Annotated in this window: 19 protein-coding genes; 10 read left to right on the top strand and 9 right to left on the bottom strand. The window is 65.1% G+C overall.

Annotation, left to right across the window (positions count from 1 at the left end; translation table 11 throughout):
• Positions 1-64: 64 nt before the first annotated feature.
• Together Q8M13_RS03485 and Q8M13_RS03480 are read right to left on the bottom strand one after the other, a co-directional pair.
• Positions 65-766, bottom strand: coding sequence for a TorF family putative porin (locus tag Q8M13_RS03485; protein ID WP_305298236.1), 702 nt, complete (start codon positions 764-766; stop codon positions 65-67).
• Between the two features lie 205 nt (positions 767-971).
• Complete coding sequence (locus Q8M13_RS03480) at positions 972-1,775, bottom strand: SDR family NAD(P)-dependent oxidoreductase (RefSeq protein ID WP_305298235.1); 804 nt, start codon at positions 1,773-1,775, stop codon at positions 972-974.
• Between the two features lie 81 nt (positions 1,776-1,856).
• Between Q8M13_RS03480 and queF the strand changes: the two genes are divergently transcribed.
• Positions 1,857-2,312, top strand: a complete 456-nt coding sequence (gene queF, locus Q8M13_RS03475; protein ID WP_305298234.1) for a preQ(1) synthase — start codon at positions 1,857-1,859, stop codon at positions 2,310-2,312.
• A 281-nt stretch (positions 2,313-2,593) separates the two neighbouring features.
• On the opposite strand, the gene Q8M13_RS03470 is transcribed toward queF, so the two are convergent.
• Entirely contained in the window at positions 2,594-3,205 is a 612-nt protein-coding gene (locus Q8M13_RS03470) for a nitroreductase (protein ID WP_305298233.1), read from the bottom strand.
• Positions 3,206-3,448: 243 nt separating this feature from the next.
• Here Q8M13_RS03470 and Q8M13_RS03465 point away from each other — a divergent pair, with 243 nt between their 5' ends.
• Together Q8M13_RS03465 and cysE are read left to right on the top strand one after the other, a co-directional pair.
• Entirely contained in the window at positions 3,449-3,898 is a 450-nt protein-coding gene (locus Q8M13_RS03465; protein WP_370869933.1) for an NUDIX domain-containing protein, read from the top strand.
• A gap of 28 nt (positions 3,899-3,926) precedes the next feature.
• Complete coding sequence (gene cysE / locus Q8M13_RS03460) at positions 3,927-4,757, top strand: serine O-acetyltransferase (protein ID WP_305298232.1); 831 nt, start codon at positions 3,927-3,929, stop codon at positions 4,755-4,757.
• Here cysE and Q8M13_RS03455 read toward each other — a convergent pair.
• Positions 4,750-5,901: an MFS transporter gene (locus Q8M13_RS03455; protein ID WP_305298231.1), complete on the bottom strand. Its 1,152-nt coding sequence runs from the start codon at positions 5,899-5,901 to the stop codon at positions 4,750-4,752. The genes cysE and Q8M13_RS03455 overlap by 8 nt on opposite strands.
• Before the next feature lie 243 nt (positions 5,902-6,144).
• Between Q8M13_RS03455 and Q8M13_RS03450 the strand changes: the two genes are divergently transcribed.
• Positions 6,145-6,351 carry a DUF3126 family protein gene (locus tag Q8M13_RS03450; RefSeq protein ID WP_056735203.1) on the top strand — a complete coding sequence of 69 codons (207 nt, stop codon included), beginning with the start codon at positions 6,145-6,147 and terminating at the stop codon, positions 6,349-6,351.
• A 112-nt stretch (positions 6,352-6,463) separates the two neighbouring features.
• On the opposite strand, the gene Q8M13_RS03445 is transcribed toward Q8M13_RS03450, so the two are convergent.
• Positions 6,464-7,234 (bottom strand): PhoH family protein, encoded by a 771-nt coding sequence (locus Q8M13_RS03445; protein WP_305298229.1) that lies wholly within the window; start codon positions 7,232-7,234, stop codon positions 6,464-6,466.
• Between the two features lie 321 nt (positions 7,235-7,555).
• On the opposite strand from Q8M13_RS03445, the gene Q8M13_RS03440 reads away from it, so the two are divergent.
• On the top strand, positions 7,556-8,086 hold the full coding sequence (locus Q8M13_RS03440; RefSeq protein ID WP_305298228.1) for a gamma carbonic anhydrase family protein: 531 nt from the start codon (positions 7,556-7,558) through the stop codon (positions 8,084-8,086).
• A 2-nt stretch (positions 8,087-8,088) separates the two neighbouring features.
• Positions 8,089-8,301 (top strand): hypothetical protein, encoded by a 213-nt coding sequence (locus Q8M13_RS03435; protein ID WP_305298227.1) that lies wholly within the window; start codon positions 8,089-8,091, stop codon positions 8,299-8,301.
• On the opposite strand, the gene Q8M13_RS03430 is transcribed toward Q8M13_RS03435, so the two are convergent.
• The 3 genes from Q8M13_RS03430 to Q8M13_RS03420 are packed head-to-tail and all read right to left on the bottom strand — an operon-like array spanning position 8,298 to position 10,980.
• On the bottom strand, positions 8,298-9,377 hold the full coding sequence (locus Q8M13_RS03430) for a phosphotransferase (protein WP_305298226.1): 1,080 nt from the start codon (positions 9,375-9,377) through the stop codon (positions 8,298-8,300). The genes Q8M13_RS03435 and Q8M13_RS03430 overlap by 4 nt on opposite strands.
• Entirely contained in the window at positions 9,374-9,736 is a 363-nt protein-coding gene (locus tag Q8M13_RS03425) for a nuclear transport factor 2 family protein (protein ID WP_305298225.1), read from the bottom strand. The genes Q8M13_RS03430 and Q8M13_RS03425 overlap by 4 nt, the downstream gene beginning before the upstream one ends.
• A gap of 2 nt (positions 9,737-9,738) precedes the next feature.
• Entirely contained in the window at positions 9,739-10,980 is a 1,242-nt protein-coding gene (locus Q8M13_RS03420; protein ID WP_305298224.1) for an NAD(P)/FAD-dependent oxidoreductase, read from the bottom strand.
• Positions 10,981-11,169: 189 nt separating this feature from the next.
• On the opposite strand from Q8M13_RS03420, the gene Q8M13_RS03415 reads away from it, so the two are divergent.
• The 3 genes from Q8M13_RS03415 (at position 11,170) to Q8M13_RS03405 (ending at position 14,070) form a co-directional block, all read left to right on the top strand.
• A complete protein-coding gene (locus Q8M13_RS03415; protein ID WP_305298223.1) occupies positions 11,170-11,952 on the top strand; it encodes an enoyl-CoA hydratase-related protein in 783 nt (260 codons plus the stop codon).
• 120 nt (positions 11,953-12,072) lie between these two features.
• Positions 12,073-12,516, top strand: coding sequence for a helix-turn-helix domain-containing protein (locus tag Q8M13_RS03410; protein WP_305298222.1), 444 nt, complete (start codon positions 12,073-12,075; stop codon positions 12,514-12,516).
• A 36-nt stretch (positions 12,517-12,552) separates the two neighbouring features.
• On the top strand, positions 12,553-14,070 hold the full coding sequence (locus tag Q8M13_RS03405) for an acetyl-CoA hydrolase/transferase family protein (RefSeq protein WP_305298221.1): 1,518 nt from the start codon (positions 12,553-12,555) through the stop codon (positions 14,068-14,070).
• A gap of 37 nt (positions 14,071-14,107) precedes the next feature.
• Here Q8M13_RS03405 and Q8M13_RS03400 read toward each other — a convergent pair whose 3' ends face one another.
• Positions 14,108-15,754: a sensor histidine kinase gene (locus Q8M13_RS03400; protein WP_305298220.1), complete on the bottom strand. Its 1,647-nt coding sequence runs from the start codon at positions 15,752-15,754 to the stop codon at positions 14,108-14,110.
• A 228-nt stretch (positions 15,755-15,982) separates the two neighbouring features.
• Between Q8M13_RS03400 and Q8M13_RS03395 the strand changes: the two genes are divergently transcribed.
• On the top strand, positions 15,983-17,641 hold the full coding sequence (locus Q8M13_RS03395) for a choline dehydrogenase (RefSeq protein WP_305298219.1): 1,659 nt from the start codon (positions 15,983-15,985) through the stop codon (positions 17,639-17,641).
• Positions 17,642-17,652 lie beyond the last annotated feature (11 nt).

Here is a 17,652-nt window from a genome sequence, read left to right as displayed (position 1 = left end):
GAGCACACAACAGAAGAGCCGCCCCGTCGCCGGGGCGGCTCCGCATGTCAGATCCGTAAGGCGCTTAGAAGGCGGCCTTCACCGAGATCACGACACGGCTGTCGTAAATGTCGCCGAAATCGTGGGCGTCGGTGTCGTGGTAGCGCAGGTCGAAGCCCACCACGTCGTTCAGGGCGTAGCTGACGCCCAGGTTCCAGGTGGTGTAGTCGCCGTCATAGTCGACGTCCTGGTAGCCAAGGGCGCCCGAGACGGTGAACTTGTCGGCGATCGGGGCCGAGGCGTTCAGTTCGACATAGGTGGCCGGACCGGTTTCGCCGAAGAAGTCGTCCGAATAGTAGACGGCGGCGCCGACGGTGCCGGTGCCAACCGGGGCCGAGCCGGCGGCCTTGAACTCAACGTAGTCCTGGTCCGGCGCGCCGGATGGGGCGTTGATGTAGCCGTAGTAGATGACGGCCAGATCGAGGTTGAACGGGCCGACCGTCGGCTTTACGCCGACGTACAGGTCGTATTCAGCGTCGGTGTCATTGTTGAAATCGACGTTGGAAATCCACGCGCCCGCGTAGCCCACGCCCCACAGGGTGGTGTCGACGCCGGCGAAGACCTGCGGATTTTCGTCTGTCTGGCTCACGCCGCGGAACACGTAGTCGCTAGCGGCGCCGGCGTTGAAGGAGAAGTCGAACGGCGAGGTCGACTCTTGGGCCAGGGCGGCGCCGCCCATGGCGATGGTCGCCGAAGCGGCGAGAAGCGTGGTTTTGAAAACGTTCATTGCGTTATTATCCCCTTATCCGATCGAGCTCTCGACCCGTCGTGAAATGGAGATCGCCACGGGGGCGAGCGCCAGATCAACGCAAGCGGAGCTGAAGAGGGGCGGTACCTATTCGCTGTTCTATTTTTGAGCGTTAACAAAACCCGGCGGCGCTATTTTGGGCGCCATCGTGTGGCTTCTCAGCCACACGGGTGATCAGCGGCTGCTATCGCATGGAAAGAGGCGCGTATCCGAGGTGTGTGCCGGCGTCCACGAGCAGGGTTTCGCCCGTGACGTGGCGAGAAGCGGTGGAGGCTAGGAAGACTGCTGCGGCGGCAATGTCCTCGGCGGTGGAGGCCGCTCTCAGCGGCGTGGACGCTGCGGTGCTATCGCGCATTTTCTGTGCACGCTCCGGGCCGACGCCTTTTCCAAACCAGGGCGTATCGATGAAGCCGGGGCAGATCGCGTTGACCCGGATCTTCGGGGCCAGCGCGCGGGCCAACGACAGCGTCAGGGTATTCATAGCGCCCTTCGAAGCCGCGTAGGGCACGGAAGAGCCAATGCCCGCGACGCCGGCGATCGAGGAGGTGTTGACCACCGCGCCTGGACGCGGCGCAGCTTCCAGCAGTGCGCGCGCCGCCCGGACCATCTGAAAGGCGCCGACGACGTTGACGCTATAGAGGTGGAGGAAATCCTCGGCCGACACCGCGTCGAGGTCGGAATGGTTGGGGGCGAACTTCGTGGTGCCGGCGTTGTTGAACAGGGCGTCGATGCGCCCGAACGGCTCGGCGGCGGCTGCGATCTTCCGGCAATCGGCGTCCAGCGCCACATCCCCCTGCACCAGCACCGCCTTGGCGCCCTGAGCTTCGACCAGGCGTGCGGTCTCCTGCGCTTCGTCGACGCTGCGGGCATAGTTGATGACCACCGCCGCGGCGCCGCGGCTGGCGGTTTCAACGGCGATCGCGCGGCCAAGGCCGGTCGATGCGCCGGTCACGACGACGACGAAGTCTTCGAAATCCTTGCCGGACATTGTTCTCTCCCCTGGGTTTTGTTGGACGTTGATAGCCGCTGCGTCGGTTGCCGCAAACCTCGCGGCGGGATAAATCGCGGCATGGACGAAATGCATCTGACCCAGTTGGGCCGGCACGTTCAGGGCTTCGACAGCCCTGAGGCGGCGGTCCTGGAACGGGTCCCCAATCCGCAGAGCGACACGCTCTATCTCGCTCGCTTCACCGTGCCGGAGTTCACATCGCTGTGCCCGGTCACCGGCCAGCCCGACTTCGCGCATCTGGTGATCGACTACGCACCGGCCGATTGGCTGATCGAGTCGAAGTCGCTGAAGCTCTATCTGGCTTCATTCCGCAATCACGGGGCGTTCCACGAGGACTGCACGGTGGCCATCGGTCGCAAGATCGTCGAAGTCGCCGCCCCACGCTGGTTGCGGATTGGCGGCTATTGGTTCCCCCGCGGCGGAATTCCCATCGACGTGTTTTGGCAGACCGGGCCTGTTCCGGATGGTTTGTGGGCGCCCGACCAGGGCGTCGCTACTTATCGCGGGCGCGGTTAGACAGGAAACCACTCTGAAATTGGTTAATTGTCCCAGTTCGGACTGTTAACCATCGATGCGTGGAGAACTGGCGAGAAGTATTCACTCAGTTCAGTACAACTCTGGATCTACAGCGGAGCCTGCCGCTGGCGCGAATGCGTCAAAATGCGCCACGCGCGGTAGTCTATCGACTGGCGCTCCCCTGGTGCGCATGTTATGACGTCATTGCCCATCTCTCCTGGGCGTGTCACATCAGGCCGGGCGGCGCGCCATCGCCGTCCGGCCGTTGTGTGTCTGGGCGGTTACGGACGCCAAGTGCTGGTCAAGGCCTTCGCGTCGGGCCGTTCGCGCTCAAGCGGCGGCTCCTTGATCGAGCCGAGCAGGATGAACCCGGCAACCTGTTCCTGCGCTTCGAGGCCCAAAATCGTCTTGGCTTGAGCGTCGTAGGCATACCAGTCGGTGATCCAGTTCGCGCCGTAGCCCAGCGCCTGCGCCGCATAAAGCAGTGTGGTGCAGACCGCGCCGGCCGAGAGGATCTGCTCCCATTCTTGGATGTCGCTGGTCTTGGTCCGCGAGATCACCGCGATGCAGGCGGGCGGGATCTTGAGCTTGGCCAGTTTGGCGACCGCCTTCACGTCGTTGCGCGAAGCGGCCAGTTCCTGAAGGCGCGCGGCGAAGGCCGCCTTGTTCTCGCCTGCCAGCACAATGAAGCGCCACGGCGCGAGCTTTCCGTGATCCGGCACGCGGGCGGCCAGCGAGATCAGCGCTTCGATCTCGCCGGCGCTCGGCGCGGGCTCGATCAGGGTGACCGCCGAGGAAGACCGGCGGGCGGCCAGGAACTCAAGGAGCTCAGGGCGAGGCTTTTGCTCGACGGGAGTACCGAACTCGGGCGCGGCGGGCAGGGAGATGGTCAAGGAGCGCCTCGTTAGCAGAACCGTTGGGAATGCTCTTTATTGGCGCTCTGCCAGCGATCCACAAGGTCAGTTGAGAATATGTCGCAAAAACCTGCCTGGCTCAAAGCCCATGGAAAGCCCTGGAGACGGGGCGAGGCGAAGACGGTTTACGAGAACCCTTGGATCAAGGTGACTGAGCAGGCGGCCATCGCCCCAACGGGCGCGCCAGCGACGTATGGCTTGGTTGGCTTCAAGAACCTGGCCTTGGCCATCCTGCCGATTCACGCGGACGGCAGCGTGGTCCTAGTCGGCCAGCACCGGTTTCCGTTCGGCGATTACAGCTGGGAGATCCCAGAAGGCGGCGGGCCGAAGGGCGAGGCGCCTTTGGACGGAGCCAAACGAGAACTGGCCGAGGAGGCGGGGCTTGCCGCCGGTGAATGGCGAGAAATCCTGCGGCTGCAACTGTCCAACTCGGTCACCGATGAGCTGGCGATCGGCTATCTGGCCACCGACCTCACGCCCGTCCAAGGCGTCCATCATGTTGACGACACTGAGGATATCGCCCAGGTGCGCGTGCCCTTCAGCGAGGCGTTGGAGGCGGCGACCAGTGGGCATATTCTTGACGCCCTGACGGTGGCGATGCTGCTCCGGGCCTACCATATGGCTCGGGAAGGGCATTTGCCGGATGCGCTCGCGCGCGCCATGCTAATATAGGGGACCGCCTTTGGGACGGGAGGAGCCTTTGAGCCAACGCCTAGAAGTCATAGATCCGGCCGTGCCGCCGCCTGTCTGGGCGTCGCTACGGATGGAAGCCGAGCGGGCGGCGAAGGCTGAGCCGGCGCTTGCCTCGCTGCTGAATGCGGTGGTGCTGAGCCACGAGGACTTGGGCGACGCCCTGTCCTACCAGCTGGCGCGCAAGCTGGGCGACCAGGAGTTGCGGGCGATGAGCCTGCGCGAACTGGCCGACGCGGCCTATCGCAGCGATCCGCGGCTGGTCGGCGTGGCCGAAGCCGATCTGAAGGCGGTGTTCGAGCGAGACCCGGCCTGCAAGGGCTACGTCCAACCGTTTCTGTTCTTCAAGGGTTTCCAGGCGCTGCAGACCCAGCGGGTCGCGCACTGGCTATGGCATCAGGGCCGCGAGACGATCGCGCTCTATCTGCAAAGCCGCATGTCGGAAGTGTTCCAGGTGGACATCCACCCGGCCACGCGGATTGGTTCGGGCGTGTTCATCGACCATGGCACCGGCATCGTCATCGGCGAGACTGCGGTGATCGGCGACGACGTTTCGATGCTGCAGGATGTCACCCTGGGCGGTACGGGCGCCGAACGCGGCGATCGTCACCCCAAGATCGGCAAGGGTGTCCTGCTGGGCGCCGGCGCCAAGGTTCTGGGCAACATCACCATTGGCGACTACGCGAAGATCGCCTCGGGTTCGGTGGTGCTGAAACCCGTCCCGCCGCATTGCACGGCGGCCGGCGTGCCGGCCCGGTTGGTCAACTGCCCGACCTGCGAGGAGCCGGCGCGGAGCATGGACCACACCTTGGCCGAGGCGGTGTACGACTACGTCATCTGACGGTCGGTTGTGGCGCGCCATAGGCGCGCCTCAGCAATACGAAGGCGCCGGCCGTTCCCAGGAACGCAAGGCAGATGGCCGCGCTCATCGGCGCGCCTGCCCAGATGAGTGCGGCGGCCGCCAGACACGCGCTGGCGCCGCCCGCATCCCAGCCGCCTTCCGCGGCGATATGGAAACGTAGAACGCAGGGCGAGCGTTTCGACAGGTTGTAGACGGCCGTCATCATCGTGGGTGTGTAGAGCGCGACTACCACCGCCCCGGCGGCGTTGGCGAGGATCGCAGCGGCCGGGTGCAGGACGCCGATGGCGCGGGCCGCGATGGTTGCTGTCATCACGCTTGCCGCGAGCCAGACCGCGCGCCGTCCATGGCCGGCGTCGATGAAGCGGCCCAGGAACAGGCCGCAGATCGCTCCGACGATGGCGGCGAAGGCCATCGCTCCGCCGAACGCCGTGAAACTCTCGTCCAGGGTGATGAAGAGCGCGATCTGCCAGACGAAGGCGTAGCCCATGGCGGTCCAGCCGTCGGCCATGAACAACAGGACGCCGGGCAGCGCCGCCCGCAGCGAGCCGGGGGCCTCGGCAGGGATCCGCACATTCGGGGCCCACAGCAAGGGCAGGGCGGACAGCAACAGCGCGGTCGCCGTAACGCCGAAGGCCAGTCGCGGCCCGACGGTAACCAAGGCCCACCCCGTCAGCAGGGGCGCAACGATCCCGACCATCGCGGCCGCCGCTTCACGGGCGCTGATCTGGTGGCCACGATGTTCAGCGTCGCCCAGCGAGGCGAAGTAGGCGTGATAGGCGGTCCAATAGAGGGTGTCGCCGATCGAGGAGACAATGCAGAGCACATAGAGTTGCCAGCCCACGCCATGCACCTCGGCCAGCAGCGGATACTGCAGCGCGGTGACGATTGTGCCTGCGATCACGAGCGGCTTCAGCCCATAGCGACGTCCAAGCGGCAGAACCGCCGGGCGGATGGCGAAGCGGCCGATCAGGATCGCGGCCATCGCCAGCAAAACCCCAGGAACCGGGACGCCCGCTTTCAGCAGGAAAACGGCGAAGAAAGCTCCCCCGCCGCTGATCGCCAGGGCGTGGACGCTGTAATGGAGATTCAGCAGATTGACGGTGGTGTTGCGGAAGAACGCCATGGGGCGGCTGTCCCAAAAGCCCGATGCGGGCGAGAATCAACGCGGGCCGCGGCGCGGCCTGGGCTCTCGTCTGGGGAGCGATGGGGTGATCAGCCGGCCACTGGCCATTCCTTTGCGATCTGATCTACGTTTCTTACGCCGGTGGACGGCGGACGTCCCCAGGAATACGAGCCGCCACGGTTTCCTCACGGCGGCAAAGCGATGTAGGTTCCGCCACTGTTGAATTCGAAGGAGCATGGCGTGCTGGACGAGAGAACTATCCGCAAGGTCGAAGGCCATCTGCGCGGCACCTTCGCCAATGCGCGGATCACCCTGGTTCCCCGCCCCAAGCAGAAGGACTCCGCCGAGGTCTATATCGGCGAGGAGTTCATCGGGGTCGTCTTCGAGGACGAGGACGGCGACGGATCGTTCATGTTCGAGATGGCCATCCTGGCCGAAGACCTGCCGTAGGCTTGGTCTTCCGACTTCGCGCGGGCGAGGTCGGACGTCGCGCGATGCGGCGACGATGAGGCAAACAAGAGCCGGCTCCAGCGCGGAGCCGGCTCCAGTCTGGGCTAGAGCCTCAGAGCACGCCCAGCATCTCGGCCACCAGCGGGTGGCGGACGATATCCACATCCTTCAGACGAACGACGGCGATGTTGTCGATCGCGTCGAACTTCTCGGCCACGGGGCCGAGGCCTGAGAGCTCCGGCAATAGGTCCGATTGGGCCGGGTCGCCCGTCACCACCATGGTCGAGTGCCAACCGAGGCGCGTCAGCAGCATCTTGAGCTGGCCGTAGGTGCAGTTCTGCGCCTCGTCGATGACCACGAAGGCGTTGTTCAGCGTGCGGCCGCGCATGAAGCCGACCGGGGCGATCTCGATGGCGCCTTCGGCCATGAGCGCGCGGACCCGCTTCATCGACAAGCGGTCGGACAGGGCGTCGTAGAGTGGGCGCAGGTAGGGGGCGAGCTTGTCCTCGGCGTCGCCGGGCAGATAGCCGATGGATTCGCCGGCCTCGACCGCGGGACGTGACAGGACGATGCGCCCGACACGGCCAGCCTCGAGCGCTTCGACAGCCTTGGCGATGGCCAGATACGTCTTCCCTGTTCCGGCGGGACCGAGCGCCATGACCAGGTTCTTGGCGTCGATGGCGTCCATCAGCTCCTGCTGGCCCTTTGACTTGGCCTTGATGGTCTTCACGTAGCCCTGGTCGCGATCCTCGTTATTGTTGTTGTGGGCCAAGGGAGACCAGGCGCGCTCCACCGGGAGACGGCGAATTTTCGCGTCACCCTCGAACTGTCCGGCGTCGAACGCGCCTTCGCGCAGTTGTCGCTTCATCGCTCGCTTGGTCATCTAGGCCTCCACAGGGGCAAGAAAAAAGGGCGACGCCGGAATGGCTCGCCCTTGAGGATCGAAGGAATGTGCAATGAGGCGGCGGTGGCGCGCGCAGCGGCCTGGAGGCTCGCTTCCGGTTCGGGTTCCGGGCGGGGATTCCCGCCGAAGCAAACGCAACACCTGATACCCCCGCCTGAACGCAAGGCCGCGAACCGGACGCCGGCTAGCGGCGTGATACGGAAGGGGCTATCGCCCTTTCGAATCGCATCACTAGAATGATGGTAACGCGGTTTATGAACGGTTAAGCACGCGATCTAAAACAATAAACGGGGTGTACGGATGGGTGTCTATAACTTGGGCGATGTAGCGCCCGAACTGCCCAATGAAGATGAATACTGGATTGCGCCCACGGCCGCAGTGCTTGGGCGAGTGATTCTGAAGAAGAACGCGTCGGTATGGTTCGGCGCGACGATTCGCGGCGACAACGACCCCATCACCATCGGCGAGAATTCCAACGTCCAGGACGGCAGCGTCCTGCACACCGACACCGGCGTGCCGCTGACCATCGGCGCCAACGTCACCGTCGGCCACATGGTGATGCTGCACGGCTGCACGATCGGTGACAATTCGCTGATCGGTATCGGCTCCATCATCCTGAACGGCGCCCGCATCGGGAAGAACTGTCTGATCGGGGCGAACTGCCTGATCACCGAAGGCAAGGAGATCCCGGACAATTCGCTGGTGATGGGCGCGCCGGGCAAGGTGGTTCGTGAGATCAGCGACAGTCAGGCCCGCGTCATCGCCGGCGGCGCCTTGCACTATGTCGAGAACTGGAAGCGCTATCGCGCCAGCCTGAGCCAGACCGCCTGATCATGGATGTCCGCGTCCTGGTGGATATCGCGATCGACGAGGACCCGCGGGCGCCCTGCCTGTGGGTTCCGTCTGAAGGATGGGCCGAATTCTGCGCGGCGATAGACCAGCGGCCCAATCTGATCGGCGCGGTGATCTATCGGAACAAGACCATCCGCGATGGCGGGCCGCTGACTGATATCGTCACCGGTTCCGATCAGGGCCGCCGCGGCTAGTTCAGCAATGAAAGCGCGTCGTGGTCGAGGATGTGGCGCGACGCCCCGCCGAGCATCTGGATGAACATCGCATCGCCCCGCGCCGTCTGCTTCACCACCATCGCGGCGAAGAATGCGGTGAGGAAAAGCAGGAACGCCCCGTGCGCGTAATCCCGCGCGAGGTCGTCGCGGCCGTAGTTGCTGACGCCGTGAGCACGCAGGCCGAGCAGATAGCGGTCCAGGAACTGGCTCTCATGGTGGCGTCGAAGCTCAGGCGAAACGCCGCCGGCCAGGAAATAGGCGACGTCCTGGGCGCCGCTGCCATAGGCGAAGGACTGCCAGTCGAGCGTCGTGACGTTGATGCCTCCGCCGGCTGAACCGAACATCATATTGTCTGGACGGAAATCGTTGTGCGTCAGGCAGCGGGGGCCGCGATGCAATTCGCCCAGAGCGCCAAACCGGGTCGCCAGGCGCTCTCCGATCTGGATCCAGTCGGGTTGCAGGCTGTCCTTGTAGCGGTCGCGAAATCCGCCCCACAGGGCTTGGACCATTTCGGGCGTGGCGGCGCTGGGCGGCGCGGCGCGCGAGCCAGACACCCATGGAAGGTCGTCCAGAGCATCGTCTTCCCAGTGCGACGCATGCAGTCGTGCGGCCTCGTCGATGACCTGCATGGCCTGCTCCAGGCTGACGCCGCGGAGCTGGTCACCCTGTTCGGCTGGGGCGAGGTCCTCCATCAGCAGGACGAATTCCCCACTGGCAGGCTCGACGTCGGCGAACAGGCAGTGGGGCGTGCGGATCAAGGCGTTGTCGGCGAGGTGTCGATAGAACATGACCTCCCGCGTGTAGTTGCCCAGCATCACCCCGGTGTTGAAGCTGACCGGATCGGCCGAGGGAAACTTGCCGACGACGGAGGCCGGGGCCTCACCGCCACCCCGGGCGTACTGCAGGCGAAATCGTATGCTGTCGCCGATCTGGCCGGTGCCGACGGGCGCGGCGGTGAAGTCGGACACCACCGCGTCGACACCTGATGTCTGCAGGGCGCGGGTCAGCCAGGCGGCGTCGATCGCCTCCGGACGGCGAATGTCTGGGGCGCTCATGCCGGCAACTGGTGGATATAGACTTCGTTCAGGACGATCTCACGCCCGCGCAGAATCACCAGATCGAAGCCGCGAAGCTGGGCGGCGGCGGCGTCAGCGCCCATCTTGCAGTACCAGCGGCCGCAGAAACCGTTCGGCGTCGGCCAGACCTCGTCGGGCGTGTAGGTCATCGGCGGGGTGGCGCTGAACAGGCCTTCCAGGTAGCTCGCCAGGGCGGCGCGGCCTTCAAGACCGGCGGCGGTCTGGGCGTCCTTGTAGATGCAGTCCTCCGCATAGAAGCCGATCAGGCGAGGAATATCCTTGTCGGTCCAGGCCTGCAGCCATGCGGCGTTGAAGGTCGCGATCTCGGCGGGCGTCATTGTCACGTCTCCAAAGGGCCGAGCACGCGGGCGCGATGCTGCTCGGTGAAGAATTCGGCCGGCGCCGCCTCGGGGCCGGCCATGACCGCGACAGCATGCATGCCGAGCGTCGGGTCGGCGGCTGCATGCTCGAAGTGAAGGCGTCGGCGTTCGCGGGCGGCCTGGCCAAATTCCATGTCGAGGCCGGCCTGCAGAGAGGCGGCGAAGCGCAGCCGCCGCATCCGTTCGCGGCGTTCCTCGCCATAGGGGCGCAGGGCCTCGCTGCTCCAGAGGTCCGTCGATTTCAGCAGCTCGCTCACCAGGCGGACGTCGCGATAGGTGATGGATAGGCCCAGGCCGATGATCGGATCGTTCCAGCCGGCGGCGTCGCCCACCAATACGACGCCCGGCGCGTAGGGTTCGTCAGTCCAGGAATCAGCGTTGATGTAGGCGTGGAGCGGCCCCGCCGGCCTGCCGGCGACCAAATGCTGGTTCAGCGGGCTGCACCGCATGGCGAAGGTGTCGAGGAACTGGCGCGCCCCGTCCGGCCCCTTGAAGCGCCGCTGCTCGCTCAGCGCATAGCCGCCGTAGACGCGGACCCGCCCCTCGCCCTGCGGGAAGGCGAGGAAGCCGAAGTCGTCCTCGGTGCCGATCGCCTGAAGCTCTTGGTCCCATCCTTCCGCGCCCTCGACCAGCAGGCCGGCGAACCAGTGGTGGGGCTTGTCCTGATGCAGGGTGACGCCGGCGGCCTCGCGAACCTGGGAGGCGCGGCCGTCCGCGCCGACCAGCAGCCTGGCGTGAACTTCAAAGCTCTCGCCTCCATGCTCGAAGGTCAGACGGGGCTTGTCGCCCGGCGTGATGGAGGTGACCTGGACGCCGCGTCGCACCTCCGCACCAGCGTTTCGCGCCGCGTCGAACAGCGTCTGGCAATGCAGCGGGTGACCAAGACACAGTGGGCCAGGAACGCCCTCGGCGAAGATTCCCAACGGAAGCGTTCCGGCCTGGGCGGCGGCCGGATCGCGGCTTTCGTCAAAAGTGACGTGGCGGGTCACGTGATGGCCGCCGACGGAACGCAGAAGATCGTAAAGACCAAGCCGGCGAGTCTCGGTCACGCCCCACGGCGCGATCCACTCGCCGCGCACCCGGTCGATATAGGCTTCGGACTGTTCGAGCAGCAGCACCGAATAGCCGTCACGGGCCATGACTGTCGCCAGGGCCGAGCCGCCAATGCCGCCGCCAATGATGGCCAGATCATAGGTCGCCATGAGAATCCTCCACGGTACCTTGTCGTCCAGGAGCAGGCTGGGTGAGCTTACTCCACGGAAATCAACAGGTTCAGGGATAGGGGGGAGGGGGCTGCGCAATCTCCCGTGACAGCGGGCCGCGCCGGCCTTGACGGACGTAGCGGCGCCCCTGGAAGCCTCGGCGGCAATTGGAAATGAGAGGACGTTTCGATGGCCTATGAGTTCATCCGCGTGGACCGCGAGGGTCCGGTCACCATCTTCACGCTCAACCGGCCCGAGGTGATGAACGCGTTGCACTCGCCGGCGCACTTCGAATTGCATGAGGCGTTTGACGCCTTCGCCGCCGATCCGGACCAGTGGGTGGGGATTGTCACCGGCGCGGGTGAGCGGGCTTTTTCGGCCGGCAATGACCTGAAGCATCAGGCGACCGGCGGCGGGATGGCTTCACCGCCTTCGGGCTTTGCGGGGCTGACCTCGCGTTTCGACCTCAACAAGCCGCTGATCGCGGCGGTGAACGGCGTGGCCATGGGCGGCGGCTTTGAGATCGCCCTGGCCTGCGACCTGATCATTGCTTCGGAAGCGGCGACCTTCGCACTGCCGGAACCCCGAGTCGGGCTGGCCGCCCTGGCCGGTGGTCTGCACCGTCTGCCGCGCATGATCGGCCAGAAGCAGGCGCTGGGTATGATCCTGACCGGGCGCCGGGTTTCAGCGGCCGAGGGCCAGACGCTGGGTTTCGTGAACGAGGTGGTGGCGCCGGCGGATCTGATGGACGCGGCGCGGCGTTGGGCCGCGCAGATCTGCGAGCTTTCGCCGATGTCGATCCGGGCTTCGAAGGAGGCGGTCTACAAGGGGCTGGACGAGCCGACGCTGGAAGCGGCGATCAACGGTCAGAACCGTTATCCTGCGGTGTCGGCGCTCTTCAAATCCGAGGACTTCGTCGAAGGGCCGATGGCGTTCGCTCAGAAACGCGCGCCGGCTTGGAAAGGGCGATAGCGCCCGCGCGTCGCGCTGAGGGTGCGACAATCCAGCCTGCACGTTGAACACAAAGCCGCCGCGGTCTGGCCTCACCCATTCCCCCCACGGGAGAATTACGGTCGAGACGGGGCGGACTAAATGGATATGAGCAAGGCTAGGCCGTCGGAACGCATCCGCTTTCAGCAGGATGTGATCCGCCAACAGGACGAGCTGATCGACCTGTTGAAGGGGGCATTGGCGGCTGCAGGCTTGCATATGGAAGGCAAGCCTGAGCCGTGGTTGTCGGAGTTGACCACTCAGGAACGGGCGCTGGTCGGCGCACTGTTCGCCCGCTTTCCACGAGTAGTGGATCGGTATGATCTTTTGGATTCCTTGCCCGGATACAGCAATGCTGAAGACCGGCAGGTTCAAATATTGAACGTCATTGTTCACAGGATTCGGCGTAAGCTTGGCGAAGACGCCATCTATACGGCGCGGGGCCAAGGGTTTCGCCTGGGAGACCGGTTCTACGCTGAACTGAAGTCCAAGTCCGCGCCGTCGGAAGAGATAATCAGTCCTGAGCCGAGAAGCGCATTCGGGTAGGGTGGCTACGGGAATAAGTGACCGTAGGAGCCTGAGATGACCGGTGGCGCGAGAATCGGCTGCGAGCGGCTGAAGTCGAAGATCATGAGCGCCGCGGACGCCGCGGCGTTCATCGAATCAGGCAGCACGGTGGCGATGAGCGGCTTCACCGGTTCGGGCTATCCCAAGGCCGTTCCGCTTGCCCTGGCCAGTCGGATTGAGGCCGCGCATGCCGCTGGCGGCAAATTCCAGGTCCGGGTCTGGACCGGCGCCTCCACCGGACCGGAACTTGATGGGGCGTTGGCCAAGGCCGACGGCGTCGAGTTCCGGTTGCCCTACAACTCAGACCCCATCGCCCGCGAGAAGATCAATCGCGGGGAGATGGAGTATTTTGACATGCACCTCAGCCAGGTCGCGCCGATGGCGTGGCAGGGCTTCCTAGGTCCGATCGACACCGCGGTGGTGGAGGTTTCCGGCATCCGGCCGGATGGGTCGTTGATCCCCTCGTCCTCGATTGGGAACAACAAGACCTGGCTGGATCAGGCCAAGCAGGTGATCCTCGAGGTCAACAGCTGGCAGAACCCCGCGCTGGAGGGGATGCACGACATCTATTACGGCACGGCCTTGCCGCCGAACCGGGTGCCGATCCCGCTGGTGAAGCCCGACGACCGGATCGGCGAGGCCTATTTCCGCTGTGATCCAGACAAGGTGATCGCGGTTGTCGAGACCCAGGCGCCGGACCGCAATCTTCCGTTTTCGCCGCCCGACGACGGCGCACGCCAGATCGCCGGCCACTTGCTGGAGTTCTTCAGTCACGAGGTGGCGAAGGGCCGCCTGCCGGCCAATTTGCTGCCGCTGCAGTCGGGGGTCGGCAACATCGCCAATGCGGTGCTGACGGGGCTGGTCGATGGTCCGTTCGACAATATGACCGCCTATACTGAGGTCATTCAGGACGGGATGCTGGACTTGCTGACCGCAGGCAAGCTGCGCATGGCGTCAGCCACCGCCTTCTCGCTGAGCCCCGAGGCGGCTGAGGCGATGAACGCCAATATGGCGTTCTTCCGCGACAAGCTGATCCTGCGGCCCCAGGAGATCAGCAATCATCCAGAACTCATCCGGCGGCTGGGCTGCCTGGCGATGAATGGGCTGATCGAGGCCGACATCTACGGCAATGTGAACTCCACCCACATCATGGGCTCGCGCATCCAGAACGGCATCGGCGGATCGGGCGACTTCGCGCGCAACGCCTATGTCTCGATCTTCGTGACGCCATCGACGGCCAAGAAGGGCGCGATCTCAGCGATCGTGCCGCAGGTGGCCCACGTCGATCACATCACCCAGGACGTACAGGTGATCGTGACCGAGCGGGGCTTGGCCGATCTGCGCGGCCTGTCGCCCAAGCAGCGGGCCAAGGTGATTATCGAGAACTGCTCCCACCCCGACTACCGCCCCGGGCTGGAGGACTACTATCGTCGCGCCCGGCGGGACGCCTATGGCCAGCAATCGCCGTCGCTGCTGAAGGAGGCGCTGTCCTGGCACCAGCGGTTCATCGAGACTGGCTCGATGAAGGGCTAAGATCCCACTCTGCTGACATGGTGCTGTCAGCAGGCGACTATTGGATCAAGGGCAGATCGAAACGGGCCGTCGCGCCTTGGCCGAGCGTACTCTCCAGTCTCAAACGCCCGCCGTGCCGTTCGACCAGTTCCTGCGACAAGGCCAGGCCAAGGCCGGAGCCTTGCCGGCGGGTGGCGGGGTCGCCGATCTGGACGAAGGGGCGGCCGATGAGCGCTAGCTCTTCCTCGGTGATCCCGCGACCGAAGTCGCGAACGCTGATGATCAGACGATCAGCGCTTGGGGTCCCGGAAATCTCCACGCGGCCCGACGGCGGCGAGAACTTCACGGCGTTGGAAAGCAGATTGATCAGCACCTGCTTGACCGCCCGTTGATCGGCATGGACTTGCGGCCAGTCGCCGTCGGCCATGATCAGGCTGACCTCGGCCTCCACCGCCAGCCCGCGGACCAGGCGCAGGGACTGCTCGACCATATCGCGGCTGGAAACCGGGGCGAGGGAGAGCTCGATCTTGCCAGCCTCCACCTTGGCCGTGTCGAGCAGATCGGTGACCAGTTCACTCAGGTGGGAACCGGCCAGTTCGATGGACTGGGCGTAGTCGAGATATTTGGGGTGCCCCACCGGCCCGAAGACTTCCTTGGCCATCATGTTCGAGAAGCCGACGATGGCGGTCAGCGGCGAGCGCAACTCGTGGGCCATGGTGGCGAGCAGCAGGGTGCGCGCGGCCATGGCGTCCTCCGCGGCCTTTCGGGCCGCGGTCGCCTCGCGCAGCAGTTCGTTGCGCTCGGCCATCGCGCTGGCCACGGTGATGGGGGCGAGGGCCACGAGCATCACCCCGAGCCGCAGAGACACCAGTTCAAGCCCCGAGAGGTGGGTGAGGCTGGCGGTGGTCATGGACAGGATGACCAAGGTCCACACAGCGAACGACAGCGTCAGCAGCGCCGAGGCCGCCAAGCCGTAGGTCAGGGCGCACCAAAGCAGGCTCGGCACGGGGAAAGCGAGCGCCCCCGGGCCACCGACCATCGGCACCATGGCCAGGCAGATCACGTAGGTGATGAGCGGCGCCGCGGTGCTGAGCTTCGGCGGTGTGCGGATTAGGCCGATGAACCAGCGTTTCAGGGCCGCCGGGCCGGGAAAGGTCAGGACGATCGGCAGGATGACGATGTAGTTGGCGAGCTCGGTCGCCAGCCAGATGAAGAAGCCGCGCGCCGGGCCGCCGTGAAACAGCAGCACATTCACCAGCCCGCCAAAGACGCTGGTGATTGTCGAGGCGGCCAATACGATCAGCATCACCGAGACCAGGGAGGCGGGACGCTCGAGCAGGCGATCCTTTTGGGTCAGGCGGGCCATGAACACGTAGCCGACCGCGGCGCCGACCATGTTGCACAGCGTCAGCAGCCCCGCCTTGGTCCAGCTGCTGCCGGTCGCCGCGTCGGCCAGCACGAATGCGAGCGCCGCCGCAGCCCAGCCGCTGGCGCGAGCAAGTCGGGGAAATCTGACCAGTAATCCCAGCAACACGGCGTTGGCGGGCCAGAAAGCGCTGAGGTTTCCAACTGGGCGTAGCAGGATGCCAAGAATGGCCGATGCAAGCACCGCCCCGCCAAGCACAAGCATGGCGAAAATTTCGGGGTTGAGGCGTCGGTGGTCGCTGGGCGCCCCCACCGCCGAAGCCATCTGCTGGACGCTCATCGAGTCTCGCGAAGTCTTTGGAACAGATGCGGGCGCTAAGAGTGTCATGACTGGCGTCACATCGCCTACGGGAAATCCCAAAACTGGGTATTCGCCCTGAGGTTTTGCCCTGTCATCTCGCCACAGTTGACGTAACGGCGCTCAAAAAAGCGGGCCCGGCCGCCTTGTCTCTGAGGGGCGCTTGGGTCAGGGTGCGGCAAACTTAACAGTGTTTAGGGACGGGAACACATGGATCGCTATGACTACGTCATCATTGGCGCAGGCTCCGCCGGGTGCGTACTCGCGAACCGCTTGACCGAGGACCCGCAGGTCAAGGTCCTGCTCCTGGAAGCTGGCGGCAAAGACAATTCGATCCTGGTGAAAATGCCGGCCGGCGTCGGCTCGCTGATCTCCAAGCAGGGCGCCTACAATTGGGGCTTCTGGACCGAGGAAGAACCCAACCTTGAGAACCGCAAGCTGTGGTGGCCGCGCGGCAAAGGCTGGGGTGGATCGTCCTCCATCAATGGCATGATCTACATCCGCGGCCACGCGCGCGACTATGACCAGTGGCGCCAGATGGGCCTGCAGGGCTGGTCCTATCGGGACGTGCTTCCCTACTTCAAGCGCTCGGAAACCCTGGAGGGCGGTGGCGACGACTGGCACGGCGGCGAAGGCCCGCTCTATGTCTCCAAGGCCTCGACCCCCAACCCGATCTACAAGGCGACCATCGAGGCCGGCCGGCAAGCCGGGCACGCAGTCACCAGCGATTTCAACGGTTTCCAGCAGGAGGGCTGGGGCCCGTATCAGCTGACCATCCGTGACGGTCAGCGCTGGAGCGCGGCGCGCGCCTATCTGCATCCGGCCATGAGCCGCCCGAACCTCACCTGCCTGACCGGCGCGCGGACCACCCGCATCATCGTCGAGAACGGGCGGGCGACGGGCGTCGAATACGTCGATGACAAGACCAAGACCAAGCATGTGGTCAACGCCGACAAGGAAGTGCTGCTGTCGGCCGGCGCCGTGCAGTCGCCGCACATCCTGCAGCTTTCCGGAATCGGCGATCCTGAGGAACTGGCCAAGTTCGGCATTCCGGTGGTGAAGGCGCTGAAGGGCGTCGGCGCCAACCTGCAGGACCACCTGGACGTCACCATGTCCTGGGAGTGCCCGCAGCCGATCACCGCCTTCTCGCTGCGCAAGGGGATCGTGAAGACCCTGATGATCGGCATGAACTACGCCTTCTTCGGCAAGGGCATGGGCCGCCAGCAGTTTCTGGAATCGGGCGCCTTCCTGAAGTCACGGCCCGACCTCGACCGGCCCGACCTGCAGGTCCACTGCGTGCTCGCGGTCATGCAGGATCACGGAAAGGTCTCCGTCGCGAAGGACGGTTTCACCTTCCACGTCTGCCAGCTTCGTCCTGAGAGCCGCGGCCGCGTTGGCCTGAATTCGGCAGATCCGTTCGCCGATCCGGCGATCTTCGCCAATTATCTGGCCGCCGACGAGGACCGCCGCGCCCTGCGCGAAGGCGTCCGGATGATGCGCCACGTCGCCTCGCAAGCCGCGCTTGACGCCTATCGCAGCGAGGAACTGTTCCCGGGCAAGGACGTCGAGACCGACGAGCAGATCGACGCCTGGATCCGCAAGCACGCCGAGACGATCTATCACCCGGTGGGCACCTGCAAGATGGGCGCGGCCTCCGACGAGATGGCGGTGGTCGACGGCGAACTGAAGGTGCGCGGCATCGAGGGCCTGCGGGTCATCGACGCCTCGGTCATGCCGACCTTGGTCGGCGGCAACACCAACGCGCCAACCATCATGATCGCCGAGAAGGCCGCCGACATGCTGCGGGGCCGCGCGGCCTTGCCAGCCGAGGATGTGGCTGTATTTGAAGATGGTCAGAAGGCCGCCTAGAGCGTCACGAG

The organism is Phenylobacterium sp. (genome assembly GCF_030681155.1).
GTDB lineage: Bacteria > Pseudomonadota > Alphaproteobacteria > Caulobacterales > Caulobacteraceae > Phenylobacterium.
The sequence above is the reverse complement of the archived record's forward strand: the minus strand, read 5'-3'. Positions and strand labels throughout refer to the sequence as shown.